At 72.8% G+C, this 22,972-nt stretch carries 25 protein-coding genes; 7 read left to right on the top strand and 18 right to left on the bottom strand.

Annotation, left to right across the window (positions count from 1 at the left end):
- Positions 1 to 79 precede the first annotated feature (79 nt).
- Positions 80 to 1,177, top strand: coding sequence for a polyprenyl synthetase family protein (locus K4G22_RS25095; protein ID WP_228082605.1), 1,098 nt, complete (start codon positions 80 to 82; stop codon positions 1,175 to 1,177).
- A 24-nt stretch (positions 1,178 to 1,201) separates the two neighbouring features.
- Here the strand turns inward: K4G22_RS25095 and K4G22_RS25090 are convergent, their stop codons facing one another.
- Positions 1,202 to 2,581, bottom strand: a complete 1,380-nt coding sequence (locus K4G22_RS25090) for a class I SAM-dependent RNA methyltransferase (RefSeq protein WP_228082604.1) — start codon at positions 2,579 to 2,581, stop codon at positions 1,202 to 1,204.
- Positions 2,582 to 2,793: 212 nt separating this feature from the next.
- Between K4G22_RS25090 and K4G22_RS25085 the strand changes: the two genes are divergently transcribed.
- A complete protein-coding gene (locus K4G22_RS25085) occupies positions 2,794 to 3,456 on the top strand; it encodes a potassium channel family protein (RefSeq protein ID WP_228082603.1) in 663 nt (220 codons plus the stop codon).
- Between the two features lie 61 nt (positions 3,457 to 3,517).
- Positions 3,518 to 4,183 carry a potassium channel family protein gene (locus tag K4G22_RS25080; RefSeq protein ID WP_228082602.1) on the top strand — a complete coding sequence of 222 codons (666 nt, stop codon included), beginning with the start codon at positions 3,518 to 3,520 and terminating at the stop codon, positions 4,181 to 4,183.
- A 46-nt stretch (positions 4,184 to 4,229) separates the two neighbouring features.
- On the opposite strand, the gene K4G22_RS25075 is transcribed toward K4G22_RS25080, so the two are convergent.
- From K4G22_RS25075 to dut, 7 genes are all read right to left on the bottom strand, one after another.
- Positions 4,230 to 5,003, bottom strand: a complete 774-nt coding sequence (locus K4G22_RS25075; protein WP_425336747.1) for a DUF3159 domain-containing protein — start codon at positions 5,001 to 5,003, stop codon at positions 4,230 to 4,232.
- Positions 5,004 to 5,007: 4 nt separating this feature from the next.
- Complete coding sequence (locus K4G22_RS25070; RefSeq protein ID WP_228082601.1) at positions 5,008 to 5,409, bottom strand: OB-fold nucleic acid binding domain-containing protein; 402 nt, start codon at positions 5,407 to 5,409, stop codon at positions 5,008 to 5,010.
- Positions 5,410 to 5,439: 30 nt separating this feature from the next.
- Positions 5,440 to 6,120 carry a response regulator gene (locus tag K4G22_RS25065; RefSeq protein ID WP_228082600.1) on the bottom strand — a complete coding sequence of 227 codons (681 nt, stop codon included), beginning with the start codon at positions 6,118 to 6,120 and terminating at the stop codon, positions 5,440 to 5,442.
- Positions 6,095 to 8,665, bottom strand: a complete 2,571-nt coding sequence (locus K4G22_RS25060) for an ATP-binding protein (RefSeq protein WP_228082599.1) — start codon at positions 8,663 to 8,665, stop codon at positions 6,095 to 6,097. The genes K4G22_RS25065 and K4G22_RS25060 overlap by 26 nt, the downstream gene beginning before the upstream one ends.
- Positions 8,666 to 8,728: 63 nt before the next feature.
- Positions 8,729 to 9,034: a DUF6343 family protein gene (locus K4G22_RS25055; protein WP_228082598.1), complete on the bottom strand. Its 306-nt coding sequence runs from the start codon at positions 9,032 to 9,034 to the stop codon at positions 8,729 to 8,731.
- 124 nt (positions 9,035 to 9,158) lie between these two features.
- Positions 9,159 to 9,923, bottom strand: coding sequence for a DUF3710 domain-containing protein (locus K4G22_RS25050; RefSeq protein ID WP_228082597.1), 765 nt, complete (start codon positions 9,921 to 9,923; stop codon positions 9,159 to 9,161).
- A 1-nt stretch (position 9,924) separates the two neighbouring features.
- The gene (gene dut, locus K4G22_RS25045; protein WP_228082596.1) at positions 9,925 to 10,437 is read right to left on the bottom strand and encodes a dUTP diphosphatase; all 513 of its coding nucleotides are present in this window, start codon (positions 10,435 to 10,437) and stop codon (positions 9,925 to 9,927) included.
- 186 nt (positions 10,438 to 10,623) lie between these two features.
- Between dut and K4G22_RS25040 the strand changes: the two genes are divergently transcribed.
- Positions 10,624 to 11,076 carry a DUF3093 domain-containing protein gene (locus K4G22_RS25040; protein WP_228082595.1) on the top strand — a complete coding sequence of 151 codons (453 nt, stop codon included), beginning with the start codon at positions 10,624 to 10,626 and terminating at the stop codon, positions 11,074 to 11,076.
- 19 nt (positions 11,077 to 11,095) lie between these two features.
- Here the strand turns inward: K4G22_RS25040 and K4G22_RS25035 are convergent, their stop codons facing one another.
- The 3 genes from K4G22_RS25035 to K4G22_RS25025 all read right to left on the bottom strand — a co-directional run bounded on the left by K4G22_RS25035 (position 11,096) and on the right by K4G22_RS25025 (position 13,640).
- A complete protein-coding gene (locus K4G22_RS25035; RefSeq protein ID WP_062214304.1) occupies positions 11,096 to 11,395 on the bottom strand; it encodes a DUF4193 domain-containing protein in 300 nt (99 codons plus the stop codon).
- A 295-nt stretch (positions 11,396 to 11,690) separates the two neighbouring features.
- The gene (locus K4G22_RS25030; protein ID WP_228082594.1) at positions 11,691 to 12,983 is read right to left on the bottom strand and encodes a sensor histidine kinase; all 1,293 of its coding nucleotides are present in this window, start codon (positions 12,981 to 12,983) and stop codon (positions 11,691 to 11,693) included.
- Positions 12,984 to 12,986: 3 nt separating this feature from the next.
- Positions 12,987 to 13,640 (bottom strand): response regulator transcription factor, encoded by a 654-nt coding sequence (locus K4G22_RS25025; RefSeq protein ID WP_228082593.1) that lies wholly within the window; start codon positions 13,638 to 13,640, stop codon positions 12,987 to 12,989.
- Positions 13,641 to 13,933: 293 nt separating this feature from the next.
- On the opposite strand from K4G22_RS25025, the gene K4G22_RS25020 reads away from it, so the two are divergent.
- Positions 13,934 to 14,095, top strand: a complete 162-nt coding sequence (locus K4G22_RS25020) for a hypothetical protein (protein ID WP_228082592.1) — start codon at positions 13,934 to 13,936, stop codon at positions 14,093 to 14,095.
- A gap of 91 nt (positions 14,096 to 14,186) precedes the next feature.
- Here the strand turns inward: K4G22_RS25020 and K4G22_RS25015 are convergent, their stop codons facing one another.
- From K4G22_RS25015 to K4G22_RS25005, 3 genes are read right to left on the bottom strand one after another with little or no spacing between them, the layout of a single operon-like run.
- On the bottom strand, positions 14,187 to 15,014 hold the full coding sequence (locus K4G22_RS25015) for an inositol monophosphatase family protein (RefSeq protein WP_228082591.1): 828 nt from the start codon (positions 15,012 to 15,014) through the stop codon (positions 14,187 to 14,189).
- A 46-nt stretch (positions 15,015 to 15,060) separates the two neighbouring features.
- A complete protein-coding gene (locus tag K4G22_RS25010; RefSeq protein WP_228082590.1) occupies positions 15,061 to 16,188 on the bottom strand; it encodes a ferrochelatase in 1,128 nt (375 codons plus the stop codon).
- 16 nt (positions 16,189 to 16,204) lie between these two features.
- Positions 16,205 to 16,987: a hypothetical protein gene (locus tag K4G22_RS25005; RefSeq protein ID WP_228084302.1), complete on the bottom strand. Its 783-nt coding sequence runs from the start codon at positions 16,985 to 16,987 to the stop codon at positions 16,205 to 16,207.
- Between the two features lie 384 nt (positions 16,988 to 17,371).
- Between K4G22_RS25005 and sepH the strand changes: the two genes are divergently transcribed.
- On the top strand, positions 17,372 to 18,421 hold the full coding sequence (gene sepH / locus K4G22_RS25000; RefSeq protein ID WP_228082589.1) for a septation protein SepH: 1,050 nt from the start codon (positions 17,372 to 17,374) through the stop codon (positions 18,419 to 18,421).
- Between the two features lie 10 nt (positions 18,422 to 18,431).
- Here the strand turns inward: sepH and K4G22_RS24995 are convergent, their stop codons facing one another.
- Complete coding sequence (locus tag K4G22_RS24995) at positions 18,432 to 19,271, bottom strand: sulfurtransferase (protein WP_228082588.1); 840 nt, start codon at positions 19,269 to 19,271, stop codon at positions 18,432 to 18,434.
- Between the two features lie 84 nt (positions 19,272 to 19,355).
- On the opposite strand from K4G22_RS24995, the gene K4G22_RS24990 reads away from it, so the two are divergent.
- Positions 19,356 to 20,141: a VOC family protein gene (locus K4G22_RS24990; protein WP_228082587.1), complete on the top strand. Its 786-nt coding sequence runs from the start codon at positions 19,356 to 19,358 to the stop codon at positions 20,139 to 20,141.
- Between the two features lie 216 nt (positions 20,142 to 20,357).
- Here K4G22_RS24990 and K4G22_RS24985 read toward each other — a convergent pair whose 3' ends face one another.
- The 3 genes from K4G22_RS24985 to K4G22_RS24975 all read right to left on the bottom strand — a co-directional run bounded on the left by K4G22_RS24985 (position 20,358) and on the right by K4G22_RS24975 (position 22,931).
- Positions 20,358 to 21,035, bottom strand: a complete 678-nt coding sequence (locus K4G22_RS24985; protein ID WP_228082586.1) for a thymidine kinase — start codon at positions 21,033 to 21,035, stop codon at positions 20,358 to 20,360.
- A 16-nt stretch (positions 21,036 to 21,051) separates the two neighbouring features.
- Positions 21,052 to 22,257 carry an alkaline phosphatase family protein gene (locus K4G22_RS24980; RefSeq protein ID WP_228082585.1) on the bottom strand — a complete coding sequence of 402 codons (1,206 nt, stop codon included), beginning with the start codon at positions 22,255 to 22,257 and terminating at the stop codon, positions 21,052 to 21,054.
- 86 nt (positions 22,258 to 22,343) lie between these two features.
- Positions 22,344 to 22,931: a DUF5998 family protein gene (locus K4G22_RS24975; RefSeq protein ID WP_228082584.1), complete on the bottom strand. Its 588-nt coding sequence runs from the start codon at positions 22,929 to 22,931 to the stop codon at positions 22,344 to 22,346.
- Between the last annotated feature and the right edge of the window lie 41 nt (positions 22,932 to 22,972).

The following is a 22,972-nucleotide window of genomic DNA, read 5'->3' as shown; positions in this document are numbered from 1 at the left end:
AGCCTGGGAGGGGTGCCGGTCCGCTCCGTCCGGCGTCCTGGGAGAGCGGGCCGGTGGACTCGTCGAGTGGAGTGAGTTCATGGCAGTGCATCAGTTCCGGCGCGACCCGCTGCGTTCCGATTCCGTTCCGGTCCAGGGCTGGCGGGTCGGCTCCCACGCGGTGCTGCGGAAGCTCTACGGCGGCCCCCGCCGCCGGCTCAGGCCGGCCGAACGGGAGGTCGAGCAGCGGCTGCGCGGCGGTCTCGAAGCCGTGGAGGAGGAGCTTCGCCTCGCCGTCACCACCGACGTCGACCCCCGGATCGCCGAACTCGCCAGCCACATAGCCGCCGCCGGCGGAAAGCGGCTGCGTCCGCTCCTCGCCCTGCTGGCCGCCGAGTTCGGCGACCCGGCACGCGAAGGGGTGGTGCGCGCCGCGGCCGTCGTGGAACTCGTCCACATCGCCTCCCTCTACCACGACGACGTGATGGACGCGACGGACACCAGGCGCGGCGTGGAGAGCGCCAACTCCCGCTGGGGCAACCAGCTCGCCGTGCGCGGCGGCGACTGGCTGCTGGCCCGCGCCGCACGACTCGCCGCCGACCTCGGGCAGCACGCCGTCCGCCACAACTCCCAGGCCGCCGTCCGGCTCGTCGAGGGACAGTTCCGCGAACTCCTCGGCCCTGGGCCGGACGAGGATCCCGTGGACCACTACTTCGAGGTCATCGCCGGCAAGACGGTGGAGCTGGTGGCCATGTCCCTGCGGATCGGCGCGACCCAGTCGGCGGCACCGGCGGAGTACACGGAGGTGCTGAGCGAGTACGGCGCCAACCTGGGCGCCGCCTTCCAGATCTCCGACGATCTGATAGACCTCATGTCACCCCCGGGGGTGAGCGGCAAGGAGCAGGGCAGGGACCTGCGGATCGGCGTGCTCAGCCTCCCCGTGCTGCTGGCCCGCGGCGACCACAGCCGGGAGGGGGCCGAGCTGCGGTCCCTGCTCGAAGAGGGGCCGATCACCGACTCCAGGACCCACCGGAGCACCCTGAAGCTCTTCCACGACTCCCCGGCCATCGCCAGGACCCGCGCCATGATGCACGAGCGGGTCGAGCGGGCCCGCGCGGGACTCGCCTCGCTGCCGGAGATCCCGGCCCGGGCGGCCCTCGACGCGATGTGCGACTTCGTGGCCGACCGGACCGCCTGAACCGGACCGCCTGGCCCCCCCGCCCTACGCGCCCTCGGCGTCCGCCGCCCGGCGGCGCTTCGCCACCGGCTCCAGAATGGCCACGCACTCCAGATGATGGGTCATCGGGAAGAGGTCGAAGGCCCGCAGGAAGCGCGGCACATAGCCGGCCTCGGCGAAGTTCCGCAGATCCCTGGCCAGCGCCGCCGGATCACACGCCACATAGGCGATCCGCCGCGCGCCCAACCCGGCGACGCGTCGCACCACGGCACCGCCGGCGCCGGCCCTCGGCGGGTCGAGCACGACCAGATCCGCCTCGGTGATGCCGGTCGCCGGGAGCACCTTGGCCACCGGACCGTGTTCCACCCGCACCCGGGGATAGCCGGAGAGGTTGTGCTCGGCGTCCCGCACGGCGCGCTTCGATGCCTCGATCCCCACCACCGCGCCCTGCTCCCCCATCCGCTGGGCCAGCGCGCCGGCGAAGAGGCCGACGCCGCAGTAGAGGTCGAGCGCCGTCTCGCCCCGGCGCGGGATCAGCCCGCGCATCACCGCGTCCACCAGCACCTCGGCGGCCTGGGTGTGCCCCTGCCAGAACCCGCCGCCGCCGACCCGCCAGGTGTGGTCGTCGGCCCGCTCCCGGACGAACGCCCGGCCGTGCACCCGGTGCACCGGCTGGTCGCCGCCGCGCCCGTTCGCCGGCTCGGCCCGCATCACGGAGACCGGGCGGTCCAACTCCACGATCGGCAACCGCTGTTCGGGGCGCGGCGTCAGCACCACCAGACGGTCGTGGGAGCCGGTCGCCGCCACCGCGTCGATCGAGGCCATGCCGGGCCACTCCCGCCGCTCGATGCCCAGCTCGGTGACGCCATCGGCCGCGATCAGACAGCGGTCGATCGGCTCCACCTCGTGCGAACGGTGCCGCCGCAGGCCGGCCCTGCCCTCCTCGTCCACCGCGTAGCTCACCCGGGTCCGCCAGGCCGGCACCTCGCCGGCCGGCACCTTGTCCCCTGGCGCCGGCTCCACCGTGCCGTCCCACCCCGCCTGTTCGGGGGTGAGGCCGGCCAGCTGGGCCAGCTGTTCCGTCAGCACCTCGCCCTTGAGCCGCCGCTGCCCGCCCGGCCTCACATGCTGCCAGTCGCAGCCGCCGCAGCGCCCGGGCCCGGAGAACGGGCAGGGCGCCGGCACGCGGTCCTTGGACGCCTCGTACACCTCGACGGCGTCGGCGCGCAGATAGCGGGAGTCCTCCCGCCCCTCCGTCACCCGGGCCAGCACCCGCTCCCCCGGCAGGGTGTGCCGCACGAACAGCACCCGCCCCTCCGGGGTCCTGGCCACGCAGTGCCCCCCGTGGGCCACCGGGCCGACCTCGACCTCGTACTCCTGGCCGACCAGGGAGGCCGCCTTGCTGGACGCGGGTTCGGTGGGCATGACGGTGCGGCTCCAGAAGTTGGCGCGGATCTGCGGGACGGGCTCGCCCGACGGGGGCCCGGCGCGCTTCGTGCGGAAGGAGGCCCGGGCAACCGGGCAGCGGCGGACAAGTCTACGGCCGCTCGTGACAGGCTTACGCCCACCGGGCCCGACGCCCGCCCGAAAGCGACGGGGAGAGGCGGCCGGTAGCGTGGTGAGCGCGGAGGAGACCTATGCACATCGTGATCTTGGGCTGCGGCCGGGTCGGGGCGACCCTGGCGCACGGGCTGGAGGAACGGGGGCACTCGGTCGCCGTGATCGACAAGGACCCGACGGCGTTCCGCCGTCTCGGCTCCCGGTTCGCGGGGCGCCGGGTGACCGGGCTCGGCTTCGACCGGGACACCCTGGTGGAGGCGGGGCTGCCGGAGGCCGGCGCGTTCGCCGCCGTCAGCAGCGGGGACAACTCCAACATCATCGCCGCCCGGGTGGCGCGCGAGGTCTTCGGCGTCCGCCATGTGACGGCCAGGATCTACGACTCCCGCAGGGCCGAGGTGTACGAGCGCTTCGGCATCCCGACGGTGGCCACGGTGCGCTGGACGGCCGACCAGATGGTCCGCCGCCTGCTGCCGGCCGGCGCGGAGCCGCTGTGGCGCGATCCGAGCGGCGAGGTGCAGCTCTCCGAGGTGACGCTGGCCCCGTCCTGGATCGGGCACGAGCTGCGCCGCTTCCAGGAGGCCACCGGGGTTCGGGTGGCGTTTGTGACCCGCCTGGGCGAGGCCACCCTGCCGACCGTCGGCATGGTGCTCCAGGAGGGCGATCTGGTGCATGTGCTGATGTACCGGGACCAGATCGCCGAGGTGGAGGCGGCCTGCCTGCGCGGGCCCGAGGCCCGATGACGGGCACGCCGATCGACGCACGGACCGACGCACTGACCGACGCACTGAGGGAGGCATCCCGATGAGGGTGGTGATCGCGGGAGCCGGCGCGGTGGGACGCTCGGTGGCCACCGAACTGCTGGAGAACGGGCACGAGGTCCTGCTGATCGACCGGGACCCGGTGGCGGTCTCCGTCGAACGCGTGCCGGAGGCCGAATGGCTGCTGGCCGACGCCTGCGAGATCGCCACCCTCGACGAGGCCGCGCTGGAGCGCTGCCAGGTGGTGATCGCCGCCAGCGGCGACGACAAGGCGAACCTGGTGGTCTCGCTGCTGGCCAAGACGGAGTACGGGGTGCCCCGCGTGGTCGCCCGGGTCAACCACCCGGCCAACGAGTGGCTCTTCAACGACTCCTGGGGCGTCGACGTGGCGGTCTCCACGCCCCGGCTGATGTCCGCGCTGGTCGAGGAGGCGGTGAGCGTCGGGGATCTGGTGCGGCTGATGCGCTTCAGCCAGGGCGAGGCCAACCTGGTCGAGCTGACCCTGGCCGAGGGCGCGGCGCTGGCCGGCACGCGGGTGGGCGAGGTGGCCTGGCCGCAGGACACCGCGCTGGTGACGATCATCAGGGGCAACCGGGTCCTGATCCCCGACCCGGACGACGCGCTGGCCGCCGGCGACGAGCTCCTCTTCGTCGCCACCGGCAGCCGGGAGGCCGAGCTGGAGCAGCTCCTGACCGAAACCCTTCCCTAGGCCCCGGAGGCCCGGGAGGTACCCCGATCCGCCGGGGACGGCGGGCCTAGGTGTTCTGGGAGGTGGACCCCGGGCCCCGGCTGGGCAGCGGGTCGGCCGGGCCCAGGGCCGGCTCCTTCGCCGCCTCCTCGGCCGCCTTCTCGGCGGCCTCCCTGGCCTCCCACTCGGCGATCACATCGATCGGCGCCGGCGCCTTCACCAGGATGATCCAGGTGAAGTAGACCGCCACCAGGAACGGCGGAATGCCGAGGGCCACGCGCAGCCAGCCGAGTTGGGTGGCGTCCCCCCAGAAGTAGATCGGGAAGGTGATGGCCGACTTGGTCAGCAGGATGCCGCCCCAGACATAGCTGGACTTCACATAGGCCCGCCTGCGCCCCGGGTTGCGGGTGCGCCAGGAGAGGTTCTCCCGGAAGATCGGGCCGAGCAGCAGCCCCAGCAGCGGCCAGCCCACGGCGGCGCTGAACAGATAGGCGACGCTCAGGCACAGCGTGTAGACCATGCCGGGCAGATAGAAGTTCTTGGCGTCGCCGGAGATCATCGCGAAGGCCGCGCCGAAGGCCACGCCGAAGACGCCGCTGAGCGCGTGCTTGACGCTGTCCCGCCGCACCAGCCTGGCCAGTGCCATCAGCGCGGACAGGCTGACCGCGCCGATGGCCGCGGGGTTGATCTCCCGGGTGATGGTGAAGATCAGCACGAACACCAGACCGGGGACCGTGGTCTCCACCATCCCGCGCACCCCACCGAAGGCGGCGAAGAACGCCTCCCTGGTGGCGGCCTCGTCCGGTGTCTGGGCGGCGATCTGACTGTCAGGTGAGGTCACCCGGCTACTCCTGTCCACGGGGTTGCAGCTGGTATCGGGGATTGAACAGCACCGGCTTGCCACCTGTCACGGTGATCCGCCCGGAGGCGACCATCGTGCGGCCCGGCTCCACCCCGGCTATCGCACCTCGGCCCAGCCACACCACGTCGAGGCAGGCGCTGCCGTCGTCCAGCCGCGCCTCAAGGGCCGGCATCCCGGCGACGCTCCGCTCCCGCACCTCACGCAGCGTGCCGGTGACCCGCACCACCGCGCGCCCGGCCGACGCCTTGGCGCAGTCGCCTATCCGGGTGCACGGCGCCGCCGCCGGCTCGGCCACCAGATCCTCGCCGGGCCCGCCCGTTCCCGAACGCCCCAGCAGACGCCTCAGACGCCCACCGCGCTTCCCGGCGCGGCCTTCCGCAGTCATGCCTTCAGCGTAACGTGGCCCCGCGCCGCCTCACGGCTCGAAGCGGTATCCCATCCCCGGCTCGGTGATCAGATGACGCGGGTGCGACGGGTCGGCCTCCAGCTTGCGCCGCAGCTGCGCCATGTAGACCCGCAGGTAGTTGGTCTCCGTGAGGTGGGTGGGGCCCCAGACCTCAAGCAGCAGCTGCTTGTGGCTGACCAGCTTGCCCGTCCCCCGGATCAGCACTTCGAGCAGATGCCACTCGGTCGGGGTCAGCCGCACGTCGCGACCGGCCCGGTGGACCTTCTTGGCCGCCAGGTCGACGGTGAAGCCGACCGTCTCCACCACCGGCTCCTCCTCCGCGTGGACCGGGTCGGAGCGGCGCACCGCGGCGCGCAGCCGGGCCAGCAGCTCGTCCATCCCGAACGGCTTGGTGACGAAGTCGTCGGCGCCCGCGTCCAGCGCCTTGACCTTCTCCTCCGAGGTCTGCCTGGCGGACAGCACGATGATCGGCACCCGGGTCCAGCCACGAACCCGGGTGATCACCTGCACCCCGTCCATATCGGGCAGGCCCAGGTCCAGGATGATCACATCCGGATGGTTGGCCGCCGCCACCCGCAGCGCCGTGGAACCGTCGGCCGCCGTGTCCACCTGGTAGCCGCGCGCCTTGAGGTTGATCACCAGAGCGCGGAGAATCTGCGGCTCGTCATCGACCACGAGCACCCGGTGCATGGGCTGTCGTTCCTTCCGGTTCAGCCGCCGCGGCAGTCGCGGTCGGCAGGGTGAGCACCATGGTCAGCCCGCCGCCCGGGGTGTCCTCGGCGTCCAGCGTTCCGTGCATGGCCTCGGTGAAACCACGGGCGACGGCCAGGCCGAGGCCGACGCCGTTACCGCGCGGGGTGTCCCCGTGCCGCTGGAACGGCTCGAAGATCCGGCCCCGATGGCTGGCGGGCACCCCGGGGCCCCGGTCCACCACCCGCAGCTCCACGCGGTTGCCCAGAGTGCTCCCGCTGACCAGCACCGGCTTGTCCGCCGGGCTGTACTTCACGGCGTTCTCCACCACGTTGGCCACCACCCGCTCCAGCAGCCCCGGATCGGCGGCGGCGAACGGCAGCGACTCCGGTATGTCCAGGAGAACGCTGTCCTCGGCGATCCCGCGCAGCGCGCCGGGCACCACCTCGTCCAGGTCGATCTCCCGGATCAGCGGCGTGACCGTGCCGGTCTGGAGCCGCGACATGTCCAGCAGGTTGCCCACCAGCTGGTCGAGCCGGTCGGCGCCCTCCTCGATGCTCTCCAGCAGATCGGCCTCGTCCTCCGGCGACCAGGCCACGTCGTCGGAGCGCAGCGAGGAGACGCTGGCCTTGATCGCCGCCAGCGGGGTGCGCAGATCGTGCGAGACGGCGGCCAGCAGCGCGGTGCGGATGCGGTTGCCCTCGGCCAGCTTGTGGGCCCGCACCGCCTCCTCCTTGAGCCGCTGCCGGTCCAGGATGGCGGCGGCCTGCGCCGCGAAGGCGCCGAGCATCCTGCGGTCCTCGGCCGGCAGCACCCGCCCGGAGAGCGCCAGCATGGTGTTGTCGCCGATCGGTACATCCACGTCGGCGTCCTTGGGCACCTGCGGCGGCCGGACGTCGTCCCTGGCCGAGACACTGCCCACACAGCTCCACCTGCGGTCCGCGATATCCCGCTCCAGCAGCGCGGCGCAGTCCATCCCGAAGGTCTCCCTGGCGCGCTCCAGCAGCGCCGCCAGGGTGTCGTCACCGCGCAGCACGCTGCCGGCGAGCAGGGTCAGCGTCTCCGACTCGGCGCGCAGCCTGGCCGCCTGCTGGGTCCGCCGGGCCGAGCGGTCCACCACCGTGGCGACGGCGGTCGCTATGGCGAAGAAGACCACGATGGCGACGATGCTGTGGCCCTCGGCGATGGTCCACTTCCGCACCGGATTGGCGAAGTAGTAGTTCAACAGCAGCGAGCCGACCGCGGCCGACACAAGACCGGGGTAGAAGCCGCCGGTCAGCGCGGCCAGCACCGTGAACGACAGGCACAGCAGCACATCGCTGGAGAACTCGGCGCCCGGCTCGGGCGAGTCCAGCAGCATGGCCAGCAGCACGGGGCCGCCGAGGCCGATCAGCCAGCCGCTGATCGTCCGGGCCCGCCCCAGGCGGGCGCCGTGCGCGGCGGGCAGCCCCCGCCCCTTCGCCACCTCGTCGTGGGTGACGATATGCACGTCGATGTCCGAGCCCGACTCGCGCGCCACCGTGGCCCCGACGCCGGGGCCGAAGACGTACTGCCAGGACTTGCGGCGGCTGGAGCCCAGCACGATCTGGTTGGCGTTGGCGGCCCGCGCGAAGTCCAGCAGCGCGCTGGGCACGTCGTCGCCGATCACATGGTGGAAGGTGCCGCCGAGCTGTTCCACCAGGGTCCGCTGGGTCGCCAGCTCGCGCGGCGACGCCGAGCTGAGGCCGCCGGAGCGGGCGATATAGACGGCGAGGATCTCGGCACCCGAGCTCTTGGCCGCCATCCGCGCCGCCCGGCGCAGCAGCGTGCTGCCCTCGGGGCCGCCGGTCAGGCCCACCACGATCCGCTCCCTGGCGTGCCAGGTCGACCGTATGCCGTGCTCGGTGCGGTAGCGGCGCAGATAGCCGTCCACCCGGTCGGCCGTCCACAGCAGCGCCAGCTCGCGCAGCGCGGTGAGGTTCCCCGGGCGGAAGTAGTGCGAGAGCGCCGCGTCGACCTTGTGCGGCGGGTAGATGTTGCCGTGCGCCAACCGCCGGCGCAGCGCCTCGGGCGCCATGTCCACCAGCTCGATCTGGTCGGCGCCGCGCACCACCTCGTCCGGCACGGTCTCGCGCTGCCGTACCCCGGTGATGGAGTGCACCACGTCGCAGAGCGACTCAAGATCCTGGATGTTGACGGTGGAGATCACATCGATCCCGGCGGCCAGCAGCTCGTCTATGTCCTGCCAGCGCTTCTCGTTCCGCACCCCGGGGGCGTTGGTATGGGCCAGCTCGTCCACCAGCGCGACGGCCGGGCCACGGCGCAGCACGGCCTCGGTGTCCATCTCGGACGAGGGCCCGCCGGGGCCGTCCACCAGCAGCCTGGGCACCTCTTCGAGGCCCTCGATCAGCTCGGCGGTCCGTGGCCGGTCGTGGTGCTCGACGGCCGCGACCACCAGGTCGGTGCCGCGCGCCGCGCGGCGGTGGGCCTCGGAGAGCATGGCGTAGGTCTTCCCCACCCCCGGGGCCGCTCCAAGGTAGATCCGTAGTTCACCGCGGCGTGCCATGGTCCCCATTGTCGTCGCTCAGCGCCGGAACCCCGTCACGCCCTTCCAAACGCCGCGCGAGGCCTAGAGCCGCGCGTCGGGCGGACGCGAGTTCGCGGCCCGCTCCCTGGCCTGCCTCCTGCGGCGCAGCACCACCAGCAGGTCGACCACGGCGAACACCGCGGCGACCGCGCAGATCAGCGTGATCACCCGCAGCGCGTCGGGGCCGACCGCGTCGCCCTCCTCGGAGCGCGACCACCAGACGCCGAACACCACCGTGCCGGCCAGGAAAAGCGGCGTGAAGATGGCGGAAAGCAGCAGCCGAAGCCGGAGCGCGCTCAGCGCTGTGGTCGGTTCGGTGCCGGTGCGGGCATGCCGTCCTCTGCTCATCGGGCCTCCAGGCGGGATGAGCCGAGTACCCGGCGGGCCCGGTCGACACACGTGTCGCGGACTTCCCCAGCCGGGCCGGCCGACGGGCCGACCCGGCGTCAGTGACCACTCGTGTCCCTAGGGCCTAACGGACCTCGGAGATCTCCGGGCCGCGCCGCAGCTTGTCGAGGCCGCCGGCGAACCGGGACACCGGGGTCGCGTCGTCCGGCTCCGCCTGCTCCTTCTTGACCCCGTCCGGCACCATCTGGGCGTCATCGGGCAGCTTGAGGACGATCGGGTCGCGGGGGGCCATCGGCCCTTCGCCGCGCACCACCACGGTGTCCTGGAAGATCTGCTCCAGCAGGCCGGCGGCCTGCGGCTGCACCGCGCCCTGCCCGGAGATCACCCCGCGCAGGAACCAGCGGGGCCCGTCGACGCCGACAAACCGCACGACCTGCGTACCTTGCTTGCCGTCCGGCAGCTTCACCGGCACCCTGGCCCGCAGCTCCCAGCCCAGCGGGCCCTCGATCTCCTCGATCACGCCACCCTGTTGGGTGATGCCGGAGCCGATCTCCTCCCGGACCTCGGCCCAGATGCCCTCACGCCGGGGCGCGGCGAACGCCTGGAGCTGCACGGCGCTGTCCTTGAGCACCACGGTGGCGGCGACGATCGCGTCCCCCGCGACCTCGACCCGCAGCTCCATGCCCTGGACGCCGGGCACGAAGATGCCCCCGAGATCCACCCGGCCCTCGGCCGGCTTGGAGACCTCACTCACGTCCCAGGGCCCGTCGGGGCGCGGGGCCGGCTCCAGCTTGACCCGGCGCACCTCGTCCTCGTCCGGAGTCTCGTCGGCGGTCGCCTCGACCGCTTCCTCGGGCTCCGCGTCTCGCTTGCGACGACGTCCGAACACGTCACTGTCCTTTCCGGTCGGCAGTCCCGCCGGGACCAACCGCAGCATAGGAGTTCCCGGCGTCGGCGTGGCCACCCGTGGAGCCGAAGCCCCCGGTGGCCCGCGCCGATCCCGGCAGCTCCGCGACCTCGTGAAACCGCACCGTCTCCACGCGCTGGACGACCAGCTGGGCGATGCGGTCGAAACGCTGGAACCGCACGCTCTCCCGTGGGTCCAGATTGATCACAATGACCTTGATCTCCCCACGGTACCCGGCGTCGATGGTGCCCGGCGCGTTCACCATCGCCACCCCACACCGGGCGGCCAGCCCGGAGCGCGGGTGTACGAAGGCCGCGTACCCGTCGGGGAGGGCGATGGAAACCCCCGTCGGCAGCACCGCGCGCTCGCCGGGCGCCAGCTCGGCCTGCTCGGTGGTGACCAGATCGACCCCGGCGTCGCCCGGGTGTGCCCTGGCCGGCAGGGGCACCTGGGGATCGACCCGCCGGATCAGCACGTCGAGAGGGCCGCCGCTCATCGGGCCACCTCCGCTCGGCGACCGGCCGGAAGGGCGGGAGACGGGGCAACAACGCCCCACCGGGGCAACGGAATCGGATGCCTCAGGCCCGGGGCCGAGGTCCGCGACAGGGTCTGGACCACACTCACGATGGAGACCCTACCGCCGCTGGCCGAGCGCGGGGGCGAGCCTGCGATGCTTGGGCCCATGAAGGCGTATGACGAGCGACTGACCGTGCCCCGATCCTGGTGGCTGATGGCCCTGATGGGGGTTCTGCTGCTGGGCGTGGCGCTGGTTCCGCTGGGCCCGGTGGCGCTGCTGGCCGGGATGGCGGGCGGGGGCGCGCTGATGGGGATGGCGCTGAGCACCTACGGCTCGGCCAGGATTCGTGTGGCGGCCGGCTCGTTGATCGCTGGTGACGCCAGGATCCCGATGAGCGCCCTTGGTGAGGCCCGGGCGCTCAACGCCGATGAGGCGCGCGCCTGGCGCACTCACCGAGCGGATGCCCGGGCTCATATGTTGCTGCGGGCGTACATTCCCACGGCGGTCCGGGTCGAGGTGTCCGATCCCGAGGATCCCACTCCCTACCTCTACCTCTCGACCCGTCGGCCCGAACGGCTCACCGCCGCCCTGGCCGCTGCCCGCCCGGACGCGAGCTAGACGTCGGTCCGGGCGGTACTCACGCCGCGCAGTCGCGGCAGATCGGCTGACCGTCCTTCTCGTCGGCCAGCTGCGACCTGTGGTGGACCAGGAAGCAGCTCATGCAGGTGAACTCGTCGGCCTGACGAGGCAGCACCCGGACCGACAGCTCTTCGTTGGACAGGTCGGCGCCTGGCAGCTCCAGGCCCTCCGCCTGCTCGAACTCGTCCACATCGACCGTGGACGCCGACTTGTCGTTCCGTCGGGCCTTCAGCTCCTCGATGCTGTCCTCGTTGACATCATCGTCGGTCTTACGTGGAGTGTCGTAGTCGGTTGCCATTTCGTTCTCCCCCTCCGGGTGTCTGTGATGTCTCAGCGCACGTAACGCGCGGGGGGTCGGAATTTGTGCCCGACCCAAGGCGGAGATTTTGCCTCACATCAAGTCCTGTTACTCAATCGACACCCAACCGAACGCCTGAAGAGGTGATCATTCCGGCTGTCGATCGCGCCGCGAACCGGCCAAAAGACCCGTCCCGGCCAGTGGGCGCACGCCTAGGGGCGCGCGCGTATGCGATTGATCACATCTCCTTCTTTCCCGTCCCCGGGCTCCCTCAGACCGGCACTCGGACCGGACCTCACACCGGAATGGTGACGCGCATCACGAGGCCACCGCCCTCGCGCGGCACCGCCTGAACGTAGCCCCCGTGGGCCCGCGCCACGGATCTCACGATGGACAGCCCGAGGCCGACGCCCTTGTCACTGCCCGTGCGCTCGGTACGTAGCCGCCGAAAAGGCTCAAACATGTTGTCGATCTCGTAGGCGGGCACCACCGGCCCCGTATTCTCCACCACCAGCATCGCCTGTCCTGACCTGGCCTCCGTGTCGACCCGCACCCAGCCGTCCGACGGCAGGTTGTAGCGGACCGCGTTCTGCACCAGGTTGAGCGCGATCCGCTCCAGCAGCACGCCGTTGCCCTGGACCCAGACCGGATCCCGGCTGCCCACCAGCTCCACGCCACGGGACTGCGCCTCGCCCCGGGTCTGCTCGACCGCCCGCGCGGCCACCTCGGCGAGATCCACCGGCTTGTGGTCGATGATCTCGTTCTCACTGCGGGCGAGCAGCAGCAGGCCCTCCACGAGCTGCTCACTGCGCTCGTTGGTGGCCAGCAGGGTGTTCCCCAGCTGGATCACCTCGGGCGAGGCGGCCGGATCGGAGAGCTGCACCTCCAACAGCGTGCGGTTGATCGCCAGCGGGGTGCGCAGCTCGTGGGACGCGTTGGCGACGAACCGCTGTTGCGCCGTGAACGCGCGATCAAGCCGGTCCAGCATCTCGTCGAAGGTGTCGGCCAGCTCCTTGAACTCGTCGTCCGGGCCGTCCAGCTCGATCCGGCGATGCAGGTCCGAGCCGGCGACCTGGCGCGCGGTGCGGGTGATCCGGCCCAGCGGCGAGAGCACCCGGCCGGCCATCACATAGCCGAAGGCGAACGCCGCGACGGCCAGACCCAGCAGCGCGAGCAGCGAGCTGCGCAGCAGCTGGTCGAGCGCGATGGAGCGCTGGAGATTGGAGCAGCCCTCCAGCCAGCTCTGGAACTCCGCAGCCGTGACCCGCCCGGTGATCCCCTCGCAGACGTCCGAGGTGATGGTGACCTCGGTGTTGGTGCTGAACTCGAAGGGCGGCTTGCTGCCGTTGTGCAGGGCACGGGCCGCCAGCAGATAGATGATCGTCAGCAGCACCACGCCCGCGATCAGGAACATGCCGCCGTACAGCAGGGTCAGCCGGATCCGGATGGTGGGCCGGAACCAGCTGCGCTGCTGGTCGACGTCGCCCGGCTCCCACTGCGGCTTGGGCGGGGCACTGATCCGGGGCGGCGGCCGGGAGCCTGGCGGGTTGGGGGGCTTCGGGGGGAACCGCGGAGGGAAGGAGGTCATGGCTCAGATCCGGTACCCGGCGCCCGGCACCGTGGTGATCACCGGCGGATCGCCCAGCTTGCGGCGCAGCGTCATCACCGTCACCCGCACGACGTTGGTGAACGGGTCGGTGTTCTCGTCCCAGGCCTTCTCCAGCAGCTGCTCGGCGGAGATCACCGCGCCCTCGCCCCGCATCAGCACTTCGAGCACGGCGAACTCCTTGGGCGCCAGCTGGATCGACCGGCCGCCCCTGGAGACCTCGTGGCGGTTGGGGTCAAGCGTGATCCCGGCCCGCTCCAGCACCGGCGGCAGCGGGGCGGTGGCCCGCCGGCCCAGCGCCCGCACCCGGGCGATCAGCTCGGTGAACGCGAACGGCTTGGGCAGGTAGTCGTCGGCGCCGATCTCAAGGCCCTCGACCCGGTCGCTGACATCGCCGGACGCCGTCAGCATCAGCACCCGGGTGGGCAGGCCGCTGGCCACGATGTACCGGCAGACGTCGTCGCCGTGCAGCAGGGGGAGATCCCGGTCCAGCACCACCACGTCGTAGTCGTTGAGATCGATGCGCTCGGTGGCGGCGGCGCCGTCGTACACCACATCCACGGCCATCGCCTGCCGGCGCAGCCCCGTGGCCACGGCGTCGGCGAGCAACTGCTCGTCCTCCACGACGAGTACGCGCACGTGCGGTCCTTCTCTCTGGCTCCCTGGCACGGCCTCGCTGACCGCGCCTGATCCATCCTGCCCGCAACCCGCGTAAGCCGGTGGTAAACGGCATGGACGGACCCCGCCATCAGGGTTTTCCCGGTGGCGAAGGTTTCCGGCGCTCGCCGGTAGGGGAGTACCAGTCGTACACCCCGTGACCACCCTTCAAGGGCGGTAAGCCACCCCCGCGCTGCCGACCCGAGCGGGCCCGCTGTGGTCGCACCCACCCCCGGCACCCCCAGTGCCGCCGATCGAAGACGAGGGGGCGCACCATGGACGCGTTCACCGCTGGAATTCTGCAGCGTATCGAGAACACTCAGTCCGATCTGCACCGCGCTCGTGCAGCCGGAGATCTGTTCACCATGGATGTGGAGCAGTCGGAGCTGGACGACCTGCACCGACTGGCAGAGGAGCACGGCGTCCGGGTCGGCTGAGGGACGGCCACCCGACGCGAAGGACGGCGGGGCGCCCCGGGAGAGATCCCGGGGCGCCCCGCCGTCCGGCGTGTCCGGCCGTGGGCCGGCCTCAGTCGTGCCAGGCCCCCAGGCCGTCCAGCAGCGGCTGTAGCTCCTGGAACACCCCGGGGCTGGCCGCCACCGTCAGATCGCCGTCCGGCGGCCCGCCGACCCGGCCGCCCGTCGACGCGCCGCCCTCGCGGGCGATCAGATCGCCGGCCGCCAGGTCCCAGGGCATCAGGCCCCGTTCGTAGTAGCCGTCCAACCGGCCCCCGCCCACGTCCGCCAGATCGATGGCGGCGGAGCCCGAACGGCGGATGTCCCGCACCTGGGGGATCAGCCGCGCGGCCAGGGCGGCCTGGGCGGTGCGCACCGTGGCCACATAGTTGAATCCGGTGCCGATCAGCGCCTGGTCCAGCGCGGGGCTCGGCCGCACCGTCATGGGCTGCGGCAGCCCGGCGCCCGAGGTCCGCACGGCGCCGCCGCCGAGGGTGGCGTGGTAGGTCTCGCCCCGCATGGGCGCCTCCACGACCCCGACGACGACCCGGCCGTCCAGCTCGGCGGCCACCGACACCGCCCACTGCGGCAGCCCGTAGAGGTAGTTGACGGTGCCGTCCAGCGGGTCGATGATCCAGCGGACCCGGCTGCTGCCCGCGCTCGCCCCGCTCTCCTCGCCGAGGACGGCGTCGTCCGGGCGGTGTTCGGCGAGAAAGCCGGTGATCAGGTTCTCGGCCGCGACGTCCATCTCGGTGACGATGTCGATCGGGCTCGACTTGGTCGCCGCGACCCCGAGGTCGGCGGGGCGGCCGTCACGCAGCAGGGTTCCGGCCCTGGCCGCCGCCTCCTTGGCCAGCTGAAGCAGCTGGGCCACCAGCGCGGCATCGGGTTGCTCGGACAAGGGTTCTCCTCGGGCGGAACGTCGGGGGTTCTCGTACGGGGCCGGCTCAGGCGAACGGGCTGTCGGCGCCGGCCGCCGCGGGCTTGGCGACCCGGCCGGCGCAGCAGCCGGACGGGCACAGATCGTGGCTGGGGCCGCGCTCGCCCAGCGCGGGCCGGTCGGGGGCCTGGCCGCGCTCGGTGGCCGCGCGCTCCAGCACCAGCTCCCGCAGCGCGGCCACAAAGCGGGGGTGGGCGCCGACGGTGGCCGACCGGACGGCCGCGATGCCGAGCTTCTCGGCGGTGGCCAGCGCCTCCGTGTCGAGGTCGAAACGGACCTCCATATGGTCCGAGACGAAGCCGAGCGGCACCAGCACCACCGAGGTCACGCCCTCGTCGCGCAGCTCCCGCAGCCGGTCGTTGACATCCGGTTCGAGCCAGGGGACGCGGGGCGAGCCGCTGCGCGACTGGTAGACCAGCTCCCAGGCGCGCTCGACGCCCGTCTCCTCGCCGAGCCGCCGGACGATCGCCCCGGCCGCGTCCAGATGCTGCGCCACATAGGCGCCGCCGGGCCCGTGTTCGCGCGGCGGCCCGGAGAACTCGGCGGCGGAGTCCGGGATGGAGTGCGTGCAGAACAGCAGCCTGGCGCCGTCCCGCGTCTCGGCCGGCAGCTGGTCCAGGGCCTGACGGGCGCCCTCCACCATGGTCTCCAGAAAGCCGGGGTGGTTGTAGTACAGGCGGAGCTTGTCCACCCGGGGCAGCGGAAGGCCCTCCTCGCGGAGGGTTCCCAGCGCCGCCGCCAGATCCTCCCGGTACTGGCGGCAGCCGGAGTAGGAGGCGTAGGCGCTGGTCGCCAGGGTGAGCACCCGACGCCGGCCGTCCCGGCCCAGCTCCCGCAGGGTGTCGGTGAGATACGGGGACCAGTTGCGGTTGCCCCAGTACACCGGCAGGTCCAGGCCGATGCCGGCGAAGTCCTCGCGCAGGGCGGCCAGCAGCGCGCGGTTCTGCTCGTTGATCGGGCTGACTCCGCCGAACAGGTGATAGTGGGCGCCGACCTCGGCGAGACGTTCCCTGGGGATGCCCCGGCCTCTGGTGACGTTCTCCAGGAACGGCAGGACGTCGTCCGGGCCCTCGGGGCCACCGAACGAGAGCAGCAGCAGGGCGTCATAGGGCTGGGCAGTGAGCACACCTTCCATGTCAGCGATCCTGCCACTAGCCGGTCGGCGGCTCGGCGGCGCCGTCCCCGGTCGGGGCCGGCGCCGTGCTCTCAGCGGGTTCGGTGGGTTCGGTGGGCTCGGGCGCCGTCGGGTCGCTCTCCGGGGTCGAGGGGTCGGTCGGCGTGCCGGGAGTCTCCGGGTCCGCGGGGCCGGTCGGCTCGGGCGGGGTGGGGGCCGTCTCCGGATCGGCCGGCCCGTCCTGCCGCTCCTCACGGCCGTCGGGGGCCTCGGACTCCTCCTCCTGGCGCTGCTCCGTGCCGGTCTCGGCCGGCCCGGGCTCGCCCTCCCCCGGCCGGGCGTCCCGCTCGTCGCGGCCGAACAGCTCGCCGACCGAGGTGCCGCCGCCCCGCTCCTCCCCCCACCAGCCGGCGAACGAGGAGCCAGCGGCCAGTTCGATCCCGGTGATCGTCGCCATGGCCAGCGCGAAGACGCCGAAGGCGACGGCGAGCCGGCGCCGGAGCCGGGCGCGGCGGCCAGGCGGCCTCGGCGGCTCGGCGACGGGCGTCGGCGGCGCGGGGACGGACCTGGCCCCGCGGCGGTCAAGGGCGTGCTGGTAGACGGGCCCGCCGGCGGTGGCGACCACGCTGATCAGCCCGGCGCCGATCACCGTGCCGTAGACCCCGAGCCCGGAGGCCAACAGCGCCCCCGTGACCGTCGCCGCCGCGCTGGCCACCACCTGCGCCCAGGTCAGCTCGATGCGCGGACGTCTGGGCCCGTCCCCGCCGGATCCGGGCTCCGGAGCCGGCTCGTCCGTGTTCTTTACCCTTGCTTCGACCATTCGCCTCAACCCGCACACTCTTCACACTGGATCCACGTGAATGACCCGGGAAGAGGGCAGAAAGTTCCGAAATCAGGGGTTCTGTGAGACTTGCCACCCGAAGCGGCACCGGATCGACCCGCCAACTCCCTTATGGGTGGAGAACTTCGACAGCGTGGCGCCGACCCCACATGGCCCTAATGGAGTAGTGTGACCACACCTGGTCTCGGCCCCATCCGCTCCGTGCGGCGCATCACGCTCGCGCCGGTCACCGCACGTGGCAAAGTGGCGACTGTGCCATAACATCGGTGTCAGACCACGGCCCGACACGCCGGGCAAGTCGGCAAGGTTGTGGCGGGCTGCGCCCGGGCAAGTCACACTCGTCTGGCAGGAGCAGCGACGTAGGTGACGTCGGCAGGCACCACCCGGGAGGTCCTCGTGCCCGAACTGCGTGTCGTGGCCGTGAGCAATGACGGCACACGCTTGGTGTTGAAGGCTGCCGACAACACGGAATACACCCTTCCGATCGACGAGCGGCTTCGCGCCGCCGTGCGCAACGACCGCGCGCGGCTCGGCCAGATCGAGATCGAGGTGGAGAACCACCTCCGTCCCAGAGACATCCAGGCGCGGATACGAGCCGGTGCGACGGCCGAGGAGGTCGCGCAGTTCGCCGGCATCCCGGTGGACCGGGTGCGCAGGTTCGAGGGCCCGGTGCTCGCCGAGCGCGCGTTCATGGCGGAGCGGGCCCGCAAGACGGCCCTGCGCCGCCCCGGCGAGACGGCGGGGCCGCAGCTGGGCGAGGCGGTCGCCGAGCGGCTGCTGCTGCGCGGCGCCGACAAGGACGCCGTCCGCTGGGACTCCTGGCGCCGCGACGACGGCACCTGGGAGGTCCTGCTGGTCTACCGGGTCGCCGGCGAGACGCACTCGGCGAGCTGGATGTACGACCCGCCGCGCCGGCTGGTCCAGGCCGTCGACGACGAGGCCAGGTCGCTGCTGGGCGAGACGGACGACACGCCCGAGCCGAGCACGCCGTTCGTCCCGCGCATCGCGCGCCTCCCCCGGGAGAGCGAGCGGCCCACGGCGCGGGTCACCCAGGAGCCCGCCTCCAGGGTGGACAACGACACGGACTCGCTGACCAGCCTGCTGGAGGCGGTGCCCAGCTTCCGTGGCGATCTCGTGGTGCCCGAGTCGCCGGCCCCCGCTGCCGGCGTCGAGGACGAGCCGGAGGCGCCGCCCGCCGGCGAGGAGAGCCCGGCGGCCAGGGGGCCTGCGGCGTCCGCCGGCTCCACCTACGCCGATGTCCTGATGCCGCGTTCGGTCGGCGGCCATCGCGACCGGCTGACGGGCACCACCGACCGGCAGGCCGAGGCCGACGGGGTGCGGCCCGGCCGCCGCGCCGCGGTGCCGAGCTGGGACGAGATCGTCTTCGGCACCCGGCGCAAGAAGAAGGACTGAGCCCCAGCGATCAGCCCGGCTCCGGGCCCCCGGCGACGGGGCGCCCGGGCCGGGCGGTCCACTCGCTCCAGGAGCCGGGGTAGAGCGCCGCCGTCACGCCGGCCACCTCAAGCGCCCACACCTGGTGCGCCGCCGACACCCCGGAGCCGCAGTAGACCCCCACCCCGGTACCGGGCGACACGCCCAAGGCGGCGAAGCGGTCGGCGAGTTCGGCGGCGGGGCGGAGCTGTCCCCCCGGTGTCACGTTCTCGGAGGTCGGGGCCGAGACCGCGCCCGGGATATGCCCGGCCACCGGGTCGATCGGCTCCACCTCGCCCCGGTAGCGCTCCCCCGCCCGCGCGTCCAACAGCACCCCTTCCCTGGCCAGTCGGGCCGCGCCGTCCGCGTCGAGCACCGGCAGGCCGCCTGGCGTCGGCACGAAGTCCCCCTCGGCCGGGCGCGGCTCCTCGGTGCTCAGCGGGCCCGTCCAGGCGGCGAGGCCGCCGTCCAGCACCCGCACCCTGGGGTGTCCCGCCCAGCGCAGCAGCCACCAGGCCCGCGCCGCCGCCCAGCCGTCCCCGGCGTCGTAGACCACCACGGGACGGCCCAGGGACACGCCGGCACGGCGCATCGCCGCGCCGAAGATCCCCAGATCCGGCAGCGGGTGCCGGCCCCTCTCGCCCGGCGGCCCCGCCAGCTCACCTGGCAGGTCGACATAGACCGCGCCGGGCAGATGGCCCGCCGCGTACAGCGGGCGGCCGGGCGGGCCGCCCAGGCGCCAGCGGATGTCCAGCAGAACGGGGTGCTCGGACGGCGGAGTTCCAGGGGCGGTGGCGGCGGCGAGTTCCGCTGCCGGGATGATCGCTGTCATGGCCCCATTGTCCCCGCGGGCGGGGGAGACTTGTTCGGAGCACCAGGGGGCAGGGGTGTGGATGGGTATCGAGGAGGGAGCAGGATGACCGAGGCAGCGAGTCCCCCGACGTCCGGGACGCACCGCTGGGTGAGCCTGATGGTCCGTGACCTGACGGCGGCTCAGCGGTTCTATGGGGAGCTGTTCGGCTGGGAGTTCGACGCAGGTCCGACCCAACTGGGTCCTTATGTCAGAGCGCTGCGCGACGGCCACCCGGTGGCCGGGATCAGCGAGTCCGCGGCGGGGGCGCACCAGGTGGTCGCGTGGCTGCCGTACATCGCCACCAGCGATGTCGACGCCACCGCCAGCCGGATCCGCGAGTGCGGAGGCACGGTGGCCGTGGGTCCGATCGAGGTGGAGCAGGTGGGGCGGCTGGCCATCGCCTCGGACGTGAACGGGGCCGCGTTCGGCCTGTGGCAGGGCGGACCGCGGCGCAGCGCGCCGTTCTACGGGCCGGCCGGCACGCCGGAGTGGAACGAGCTGATCACCGCCGACACCTCGGTGGTGAGCAAGTTCTACAGCGTGGTCCTCGGCTACGAGGCCACGCCCGAGCCCGCGCAGCCTGAGGGTCTCGACTACCTGACGCTCCGGTTGGACGACCGGCCGGTGGCGAGCATCCGCGGGGTGGGGGCGGCGGCACTGCCGCAGGACCGTGGTCCGCACTGGATCACGTACTTCTCCGTGCCGGATGTCGACGAGGGGCTCAAGGCGGTGGAGCGGCTCGGCGGCCGGGTGTTGGGCGAGCCCGAGGTCTCGCCGTTCGGCCGCTGGGCGAAGGTGGCTGACCCCGAGGGCGGGAACTTCGCGATCGTCCGACCGCCGGGCCGCTGAGCCTCCGGGCAGCTGGGTCGGCGCGGGTCGGGGCCTGTCTCCCGGATCTTCGTGGGCCAGCGGGCGGCTCCCTCAGCCGGGTGGTTGGGGAAGCCGCTCCCCCGGGCCCTCGGGGGCCGGGAGTGGCCCCCCGTCAGGCGCCGGATCGCGGCACGTGCGCCCCCGGACTTCGTCCGGGGGCGTCGCACGGGCCCGTCAAGGCCCGCCGGACAGGCTCTAGCTGTGCTGCCTGGGTACTCCTTCTGTGGGGAGTACCTCGGGGGAGAGTTGACCCGCGCCGGCCGTCACGGCGGTGAGCCTTCTGCGGTGGTGTCGGCGGCAGAGCACCTCGTACCCCACCTCGCCGCGTGGGCTGTCGGGGCCGCCCGAGACGTCGCCGACCACCACCTGGGCGCCCTCGACCACCATCCGCCCGCCGACCGTGCGCGCGTTGTGGGTGGCGCGGGCACCGCACCAGCAGAGCGCCTCGACCTGGAGGACCTCCACCCGGTCGGCCAGCTCGATCAGCCGCTGGGAACCGGGGAAGAGCTTGGTACGGAAGTCGGTGGTGATGCCGAAGGCGAACACGTCGATGCCGAGGTCGTCCACGACGCGGGCGAGCTGGTCGACCTGGCGCGGGGAGAGGAACTGCGCCTCGTCGGCGATGACGTAGTCGACCCGGCCGCCAGCGGTCAGATGGCGCACCAGATGGGCGTGGAAGTCGAACCCCTCGTCCGTCTCGGTGGCTTCGGCGATCAGGCCGAGCCTGGAGGAGATCCGGCCCACACCGGCCCGGTCGTTGCGGGTGAAGATCATGCCCAGCAGGCCGCGCGCGGAGCGGTTGTGCTGGATCTGCAGGGCGAGCGTGCTCTTCCCGCAGTCCATCGTGCCGGAGAAGAAGGCGAGTTCAGCCAAGGGAACGGGCTCCAGGTCAGGTGCGGACTTCCAGCAGCGGTACCAGCTGCTCGGCCGGGGTCAGGGAGCCGTGCATGCCGATCAGCGCCGACTCCCTTGGCTCGGTCTCACTGGCGATCACGGCGGCCTCGCCCGACATGGCGACGACCACATCGCCGATCCGGGGGCCGACCCTCGCCTCCACGCCCGCGCCCGGCGGACCGAACCAGCCAAGGGCGACGGCCTCGTCCCTGGTGACCACCCAGGCGTCCTCGGCGAGCACCTCGCGCCACACCGCGTGGACATCGGCGGCGGCGCCCGGCACCGCGTAGAGATGGCGGGCCCGGCCCTCCCCGCCGAGGTGGGCGACTCCGGCGCGGAGCTCCCAGTCGTGGTCGAAGTCGAACCTGGCTTCCTCGGTGCGGGGCACGTCGACCATGCCGTGGTCGCCCGTGACATACAGGACGGCGCGCGGCGGGAGGCGCTCGGCCAACCGCCTGGCCAGGGCGTCGACCCGGCTCAGCTGGGCGCGCCACTCCTCCGAGTCGACGCCGAACCGGTGGCCGGCGCCGTCGAGTTCGGCGTAGTAGGTGTAGACCAGGGTCTGCTCGGCCTCGGCGACCCTGCGGGCCGCCTCGTCGACGCGCTCCCACGGGTCGGAGCGGCCGAGGAAGGTGCCGCCGGAGAGGGCGACGCGGGTGAGCGGGGTGCGCTCGAAGTGCGGGGCCGACACCTGGCAGGCGGCCACCCCCGCCGTGTCGGCCCGGAGGAAGAGCGTGGGGTGCGGCTGCCAGCGGGACGGCTCCGTCCAGGGCTCCCAACGCAGCTGGTGCATCAGGACGCCGCTGTCCGGGTCGAGCACCCGATAGCCGGCCATGCCGTGCGCGGCCGGCGGCAGCCCGGTGCCCAGGGAGGCGAGCGAGGTGGCCGTGGTGGAGGGGAAGCCGACGGAGATGGGCTCCCCGGCGCCGGCGTTGGAGCCGGGCAGCAGCGAGGTCAGGAACGGAGCCACCGCCGGATGGGCGCGCAGCACCTCCCAGCCGAGCCCGTCGATCAGGAAGACACAGACCCGGTCGGCGGGCGGCAGCGCGAAGGCGCCTTCGTGCCCGGGAACGCCAAGACCGGTCAGGACCGCGGGCAGCAGATCGGCCAGCGAGCCGGTGCCGTAACGGGGGGCGGGCGCCAACGACGGATCGAGCGGGACCGGGCCGTGCGGCCAACCGCTGGGATGGGAAGGGGGCACCTCCCAACCGCCAGGTTGGGGTGGGGGCACCTCACCACCCCCAGGTTGGGGTGGGGGCACCTCCCAACCGCCAGGTTGGGGGAACATCACCTGCCGGCCACCACCGTCGCCTCGGAGAGGGCCTGGGCGAACTCCAGCGCCTGGCGCACCGTCTCGGGCCCGTCGCCCGCCTCGCTCACCCGCAGGGACAGGTCGTCCGCCGTGGAGGAGCCCGTGTAGCCGTGGTCCGCCTCGCAGTTGGGGTCGCCGCAGTTGGCCGGCTCCATGTCGATCCGGGAGACCGCGCCCCAGCCGATGGTGAGCACCACCTCGCGCGGCAGCGTGCCGGGGACATAGGACTGCGGGTCGGCGACCACCCGGCTGAGCACCACGGAGGAGATCCGCGCCAACTTGACCGACTCCGTCGACGTGGTCGCGTACGCGGTGGGCGTGTTGCCCTCGGCGGGCTGCTCGTCGGTGTGGCTGACGATGAAACGGGTGCCCGTCAGCACCAGCACCGTGGCGTGCCGGCGCACCTCGTTGCTGTCGAAGGTCGTCTCCTGATGGACGAGGAAGGAGGCGACGGGCTCCCGCCCCACGGCGGCCTCCACCGCCTCCGCGACCAGCGCGGGGTAGTAACCGCTGCGCTCGATCGCCTCCCGCAGCCCCTGGGACGTCGTACCGGTCTTCGCCATGCGCCCATCCTAAGGGGCGACTCGGACAGCACAGGGGGCGC

This window comes from Streptomyces profundus (assembly GCF_020740535.1).
Taxonomy (GTDB): domain Bacteria; phylum Actinomycetota; class Actinomycetes; order Streptomycetales; family Streptomycetaceae; genus Streptomyces; species Streptomyces profundus.
The sequence above is the reverse complement of the archived record's forward strand: the minus strand, read 5'-3'. Positions and strand labels throughout refer to the sequence as shown.

Excerpts from the sequence above, each read along its gene's own strand:
- K4G22_RS24995 (WP_228082588.1), bottom strand. The coding sequence starts at position 19,271 with ATGACAGCGATCATCCCGGCAGCGGAACTCGCCGCCGCCACCGCCCCT.
- K4G22_RS25095 (WP_228082605.1), top strand. The coding sequence starts at position 80 with ATGGCAGTGCATCAGTTCCGGCGCGACCCGCTGCGTTCCGATTCCGTT.
- K4G22_RS25090 (WP_228082604.1), bottom strand. The coding sequence starts at position 2,581 with ATGCCCACCGAACCCGCGTCCAGCAAGGCGGCCTCCCTGGTCGGCCAG.
- K4G22_RS25005 (WP_228084302.1), bottom strand. The coding sequence starts at position 16,987 with ATGGTCGAAGCAAGGGTAAAGAACACGGACGAGCCGGCTCCGGAGCCC.
- K4G22_RS25030 (WP_228082594.1), bottom strand. The coding sequence starts at position 12,983 with ATGACCTCCTTCCCTCCGCGGTTCCCCCCGAAGCCCCCCAACCCGCCA.
- K4G22_RS25065 (WP_228082600.1), bottom strand. The coding sequence starts at position 6,120 with ATGCACCGGGTGCTCGTGGTCGATGACGAGCCGCAGATTCTCCGCGCT.
- dut (WP_228082596.1), bottom strand. The coding sequence starts at position 10,437 with ATGAGCGGCGGCCCTCTCGACGTGCTGATCCGGCGGGTCGATCCCCAG.
- K4G22_RS25060 (WP_228082599.1), bottom strand. The coding sequence starts at position 8,665 with ATGGCACGCCGCGGTGAACTACGGATCTACCTTGGAGCGGCCCCGGGG.
- K4G22_RS25020 (WP_228082592.1), top strand. The coding sequence starts at position 13,934 with ATGGACGCGTTCACCGCTGGAATTCTGCAGCGTATCGAGAACACTCAG.
- K4G22_RS25010 (WP_228082590.1), bottom strand. The coding sequence starts at position 16,188 with ATGGAAGGTGTGCTCACTGCCCAGCCCTATGACGCCCTGCTGCTGCTC.
- K4G22_RS25070 (WP_228082601.1), bottom strand. The coding sequence starts at position 5,409 with ATGACTGCGGAAGGCCGCGCCGGGAAGCGCGGTGGGCGTCTGAGGCGT.
- K4G22_RS25035 (WP_062214304.1), bottom strand. The coding sequence starts at position 11,395 with ATGGCAACCGACTACGACACTCCACGTAAGACCGACGATGATGTCAAC.
- K4G22_RS25085 (WP_228082603.1), top strand. The coding sequence starts at position 2,794 with ATGCACATCGTGATCTTGGGCTGCGGCCGGGTCGGGGCGACCCTGGCG.
- K4G22_RS25055 (WP_228082598.1), bottom strand. The coding sequence starts at position 9,034 with ATGAGCAGAGGACGGCATGCCCGCACCGGCACCGAACCGACCACAGCG.
- K4G22_RS24975 (WP_228082584.1), bottom strand. The coding sequence starts at position 22,931 with ATGGCGAAGACCGGTACGACGTCCCAGGGGCTGCGGGAGGCGATCGAG.
- K4G22_RS25040 (WP_228082595.1), top strand. The coding sequence starts at position 10,624 with ATGAAGGCGTATGACGAGCGACTGACCGTGCCCCGATCCTGGTGGCTG.
- K4G22_RS24990 (WP_228082587.1), top strand. The coding sequence starts at position 19,356 with ATGACCGAGGCAGCGAGTCCCCCGACGTCCGGGACGCACCGCTGGGTG.
- K4G22_RS25080 (WP_228082602.1), top strand. The coding sequence starts at position 3,518 with ATGAGGGTGGTGATCGCGGGAGCCGGCGCGGTGGGACGCTCGGTGGCC.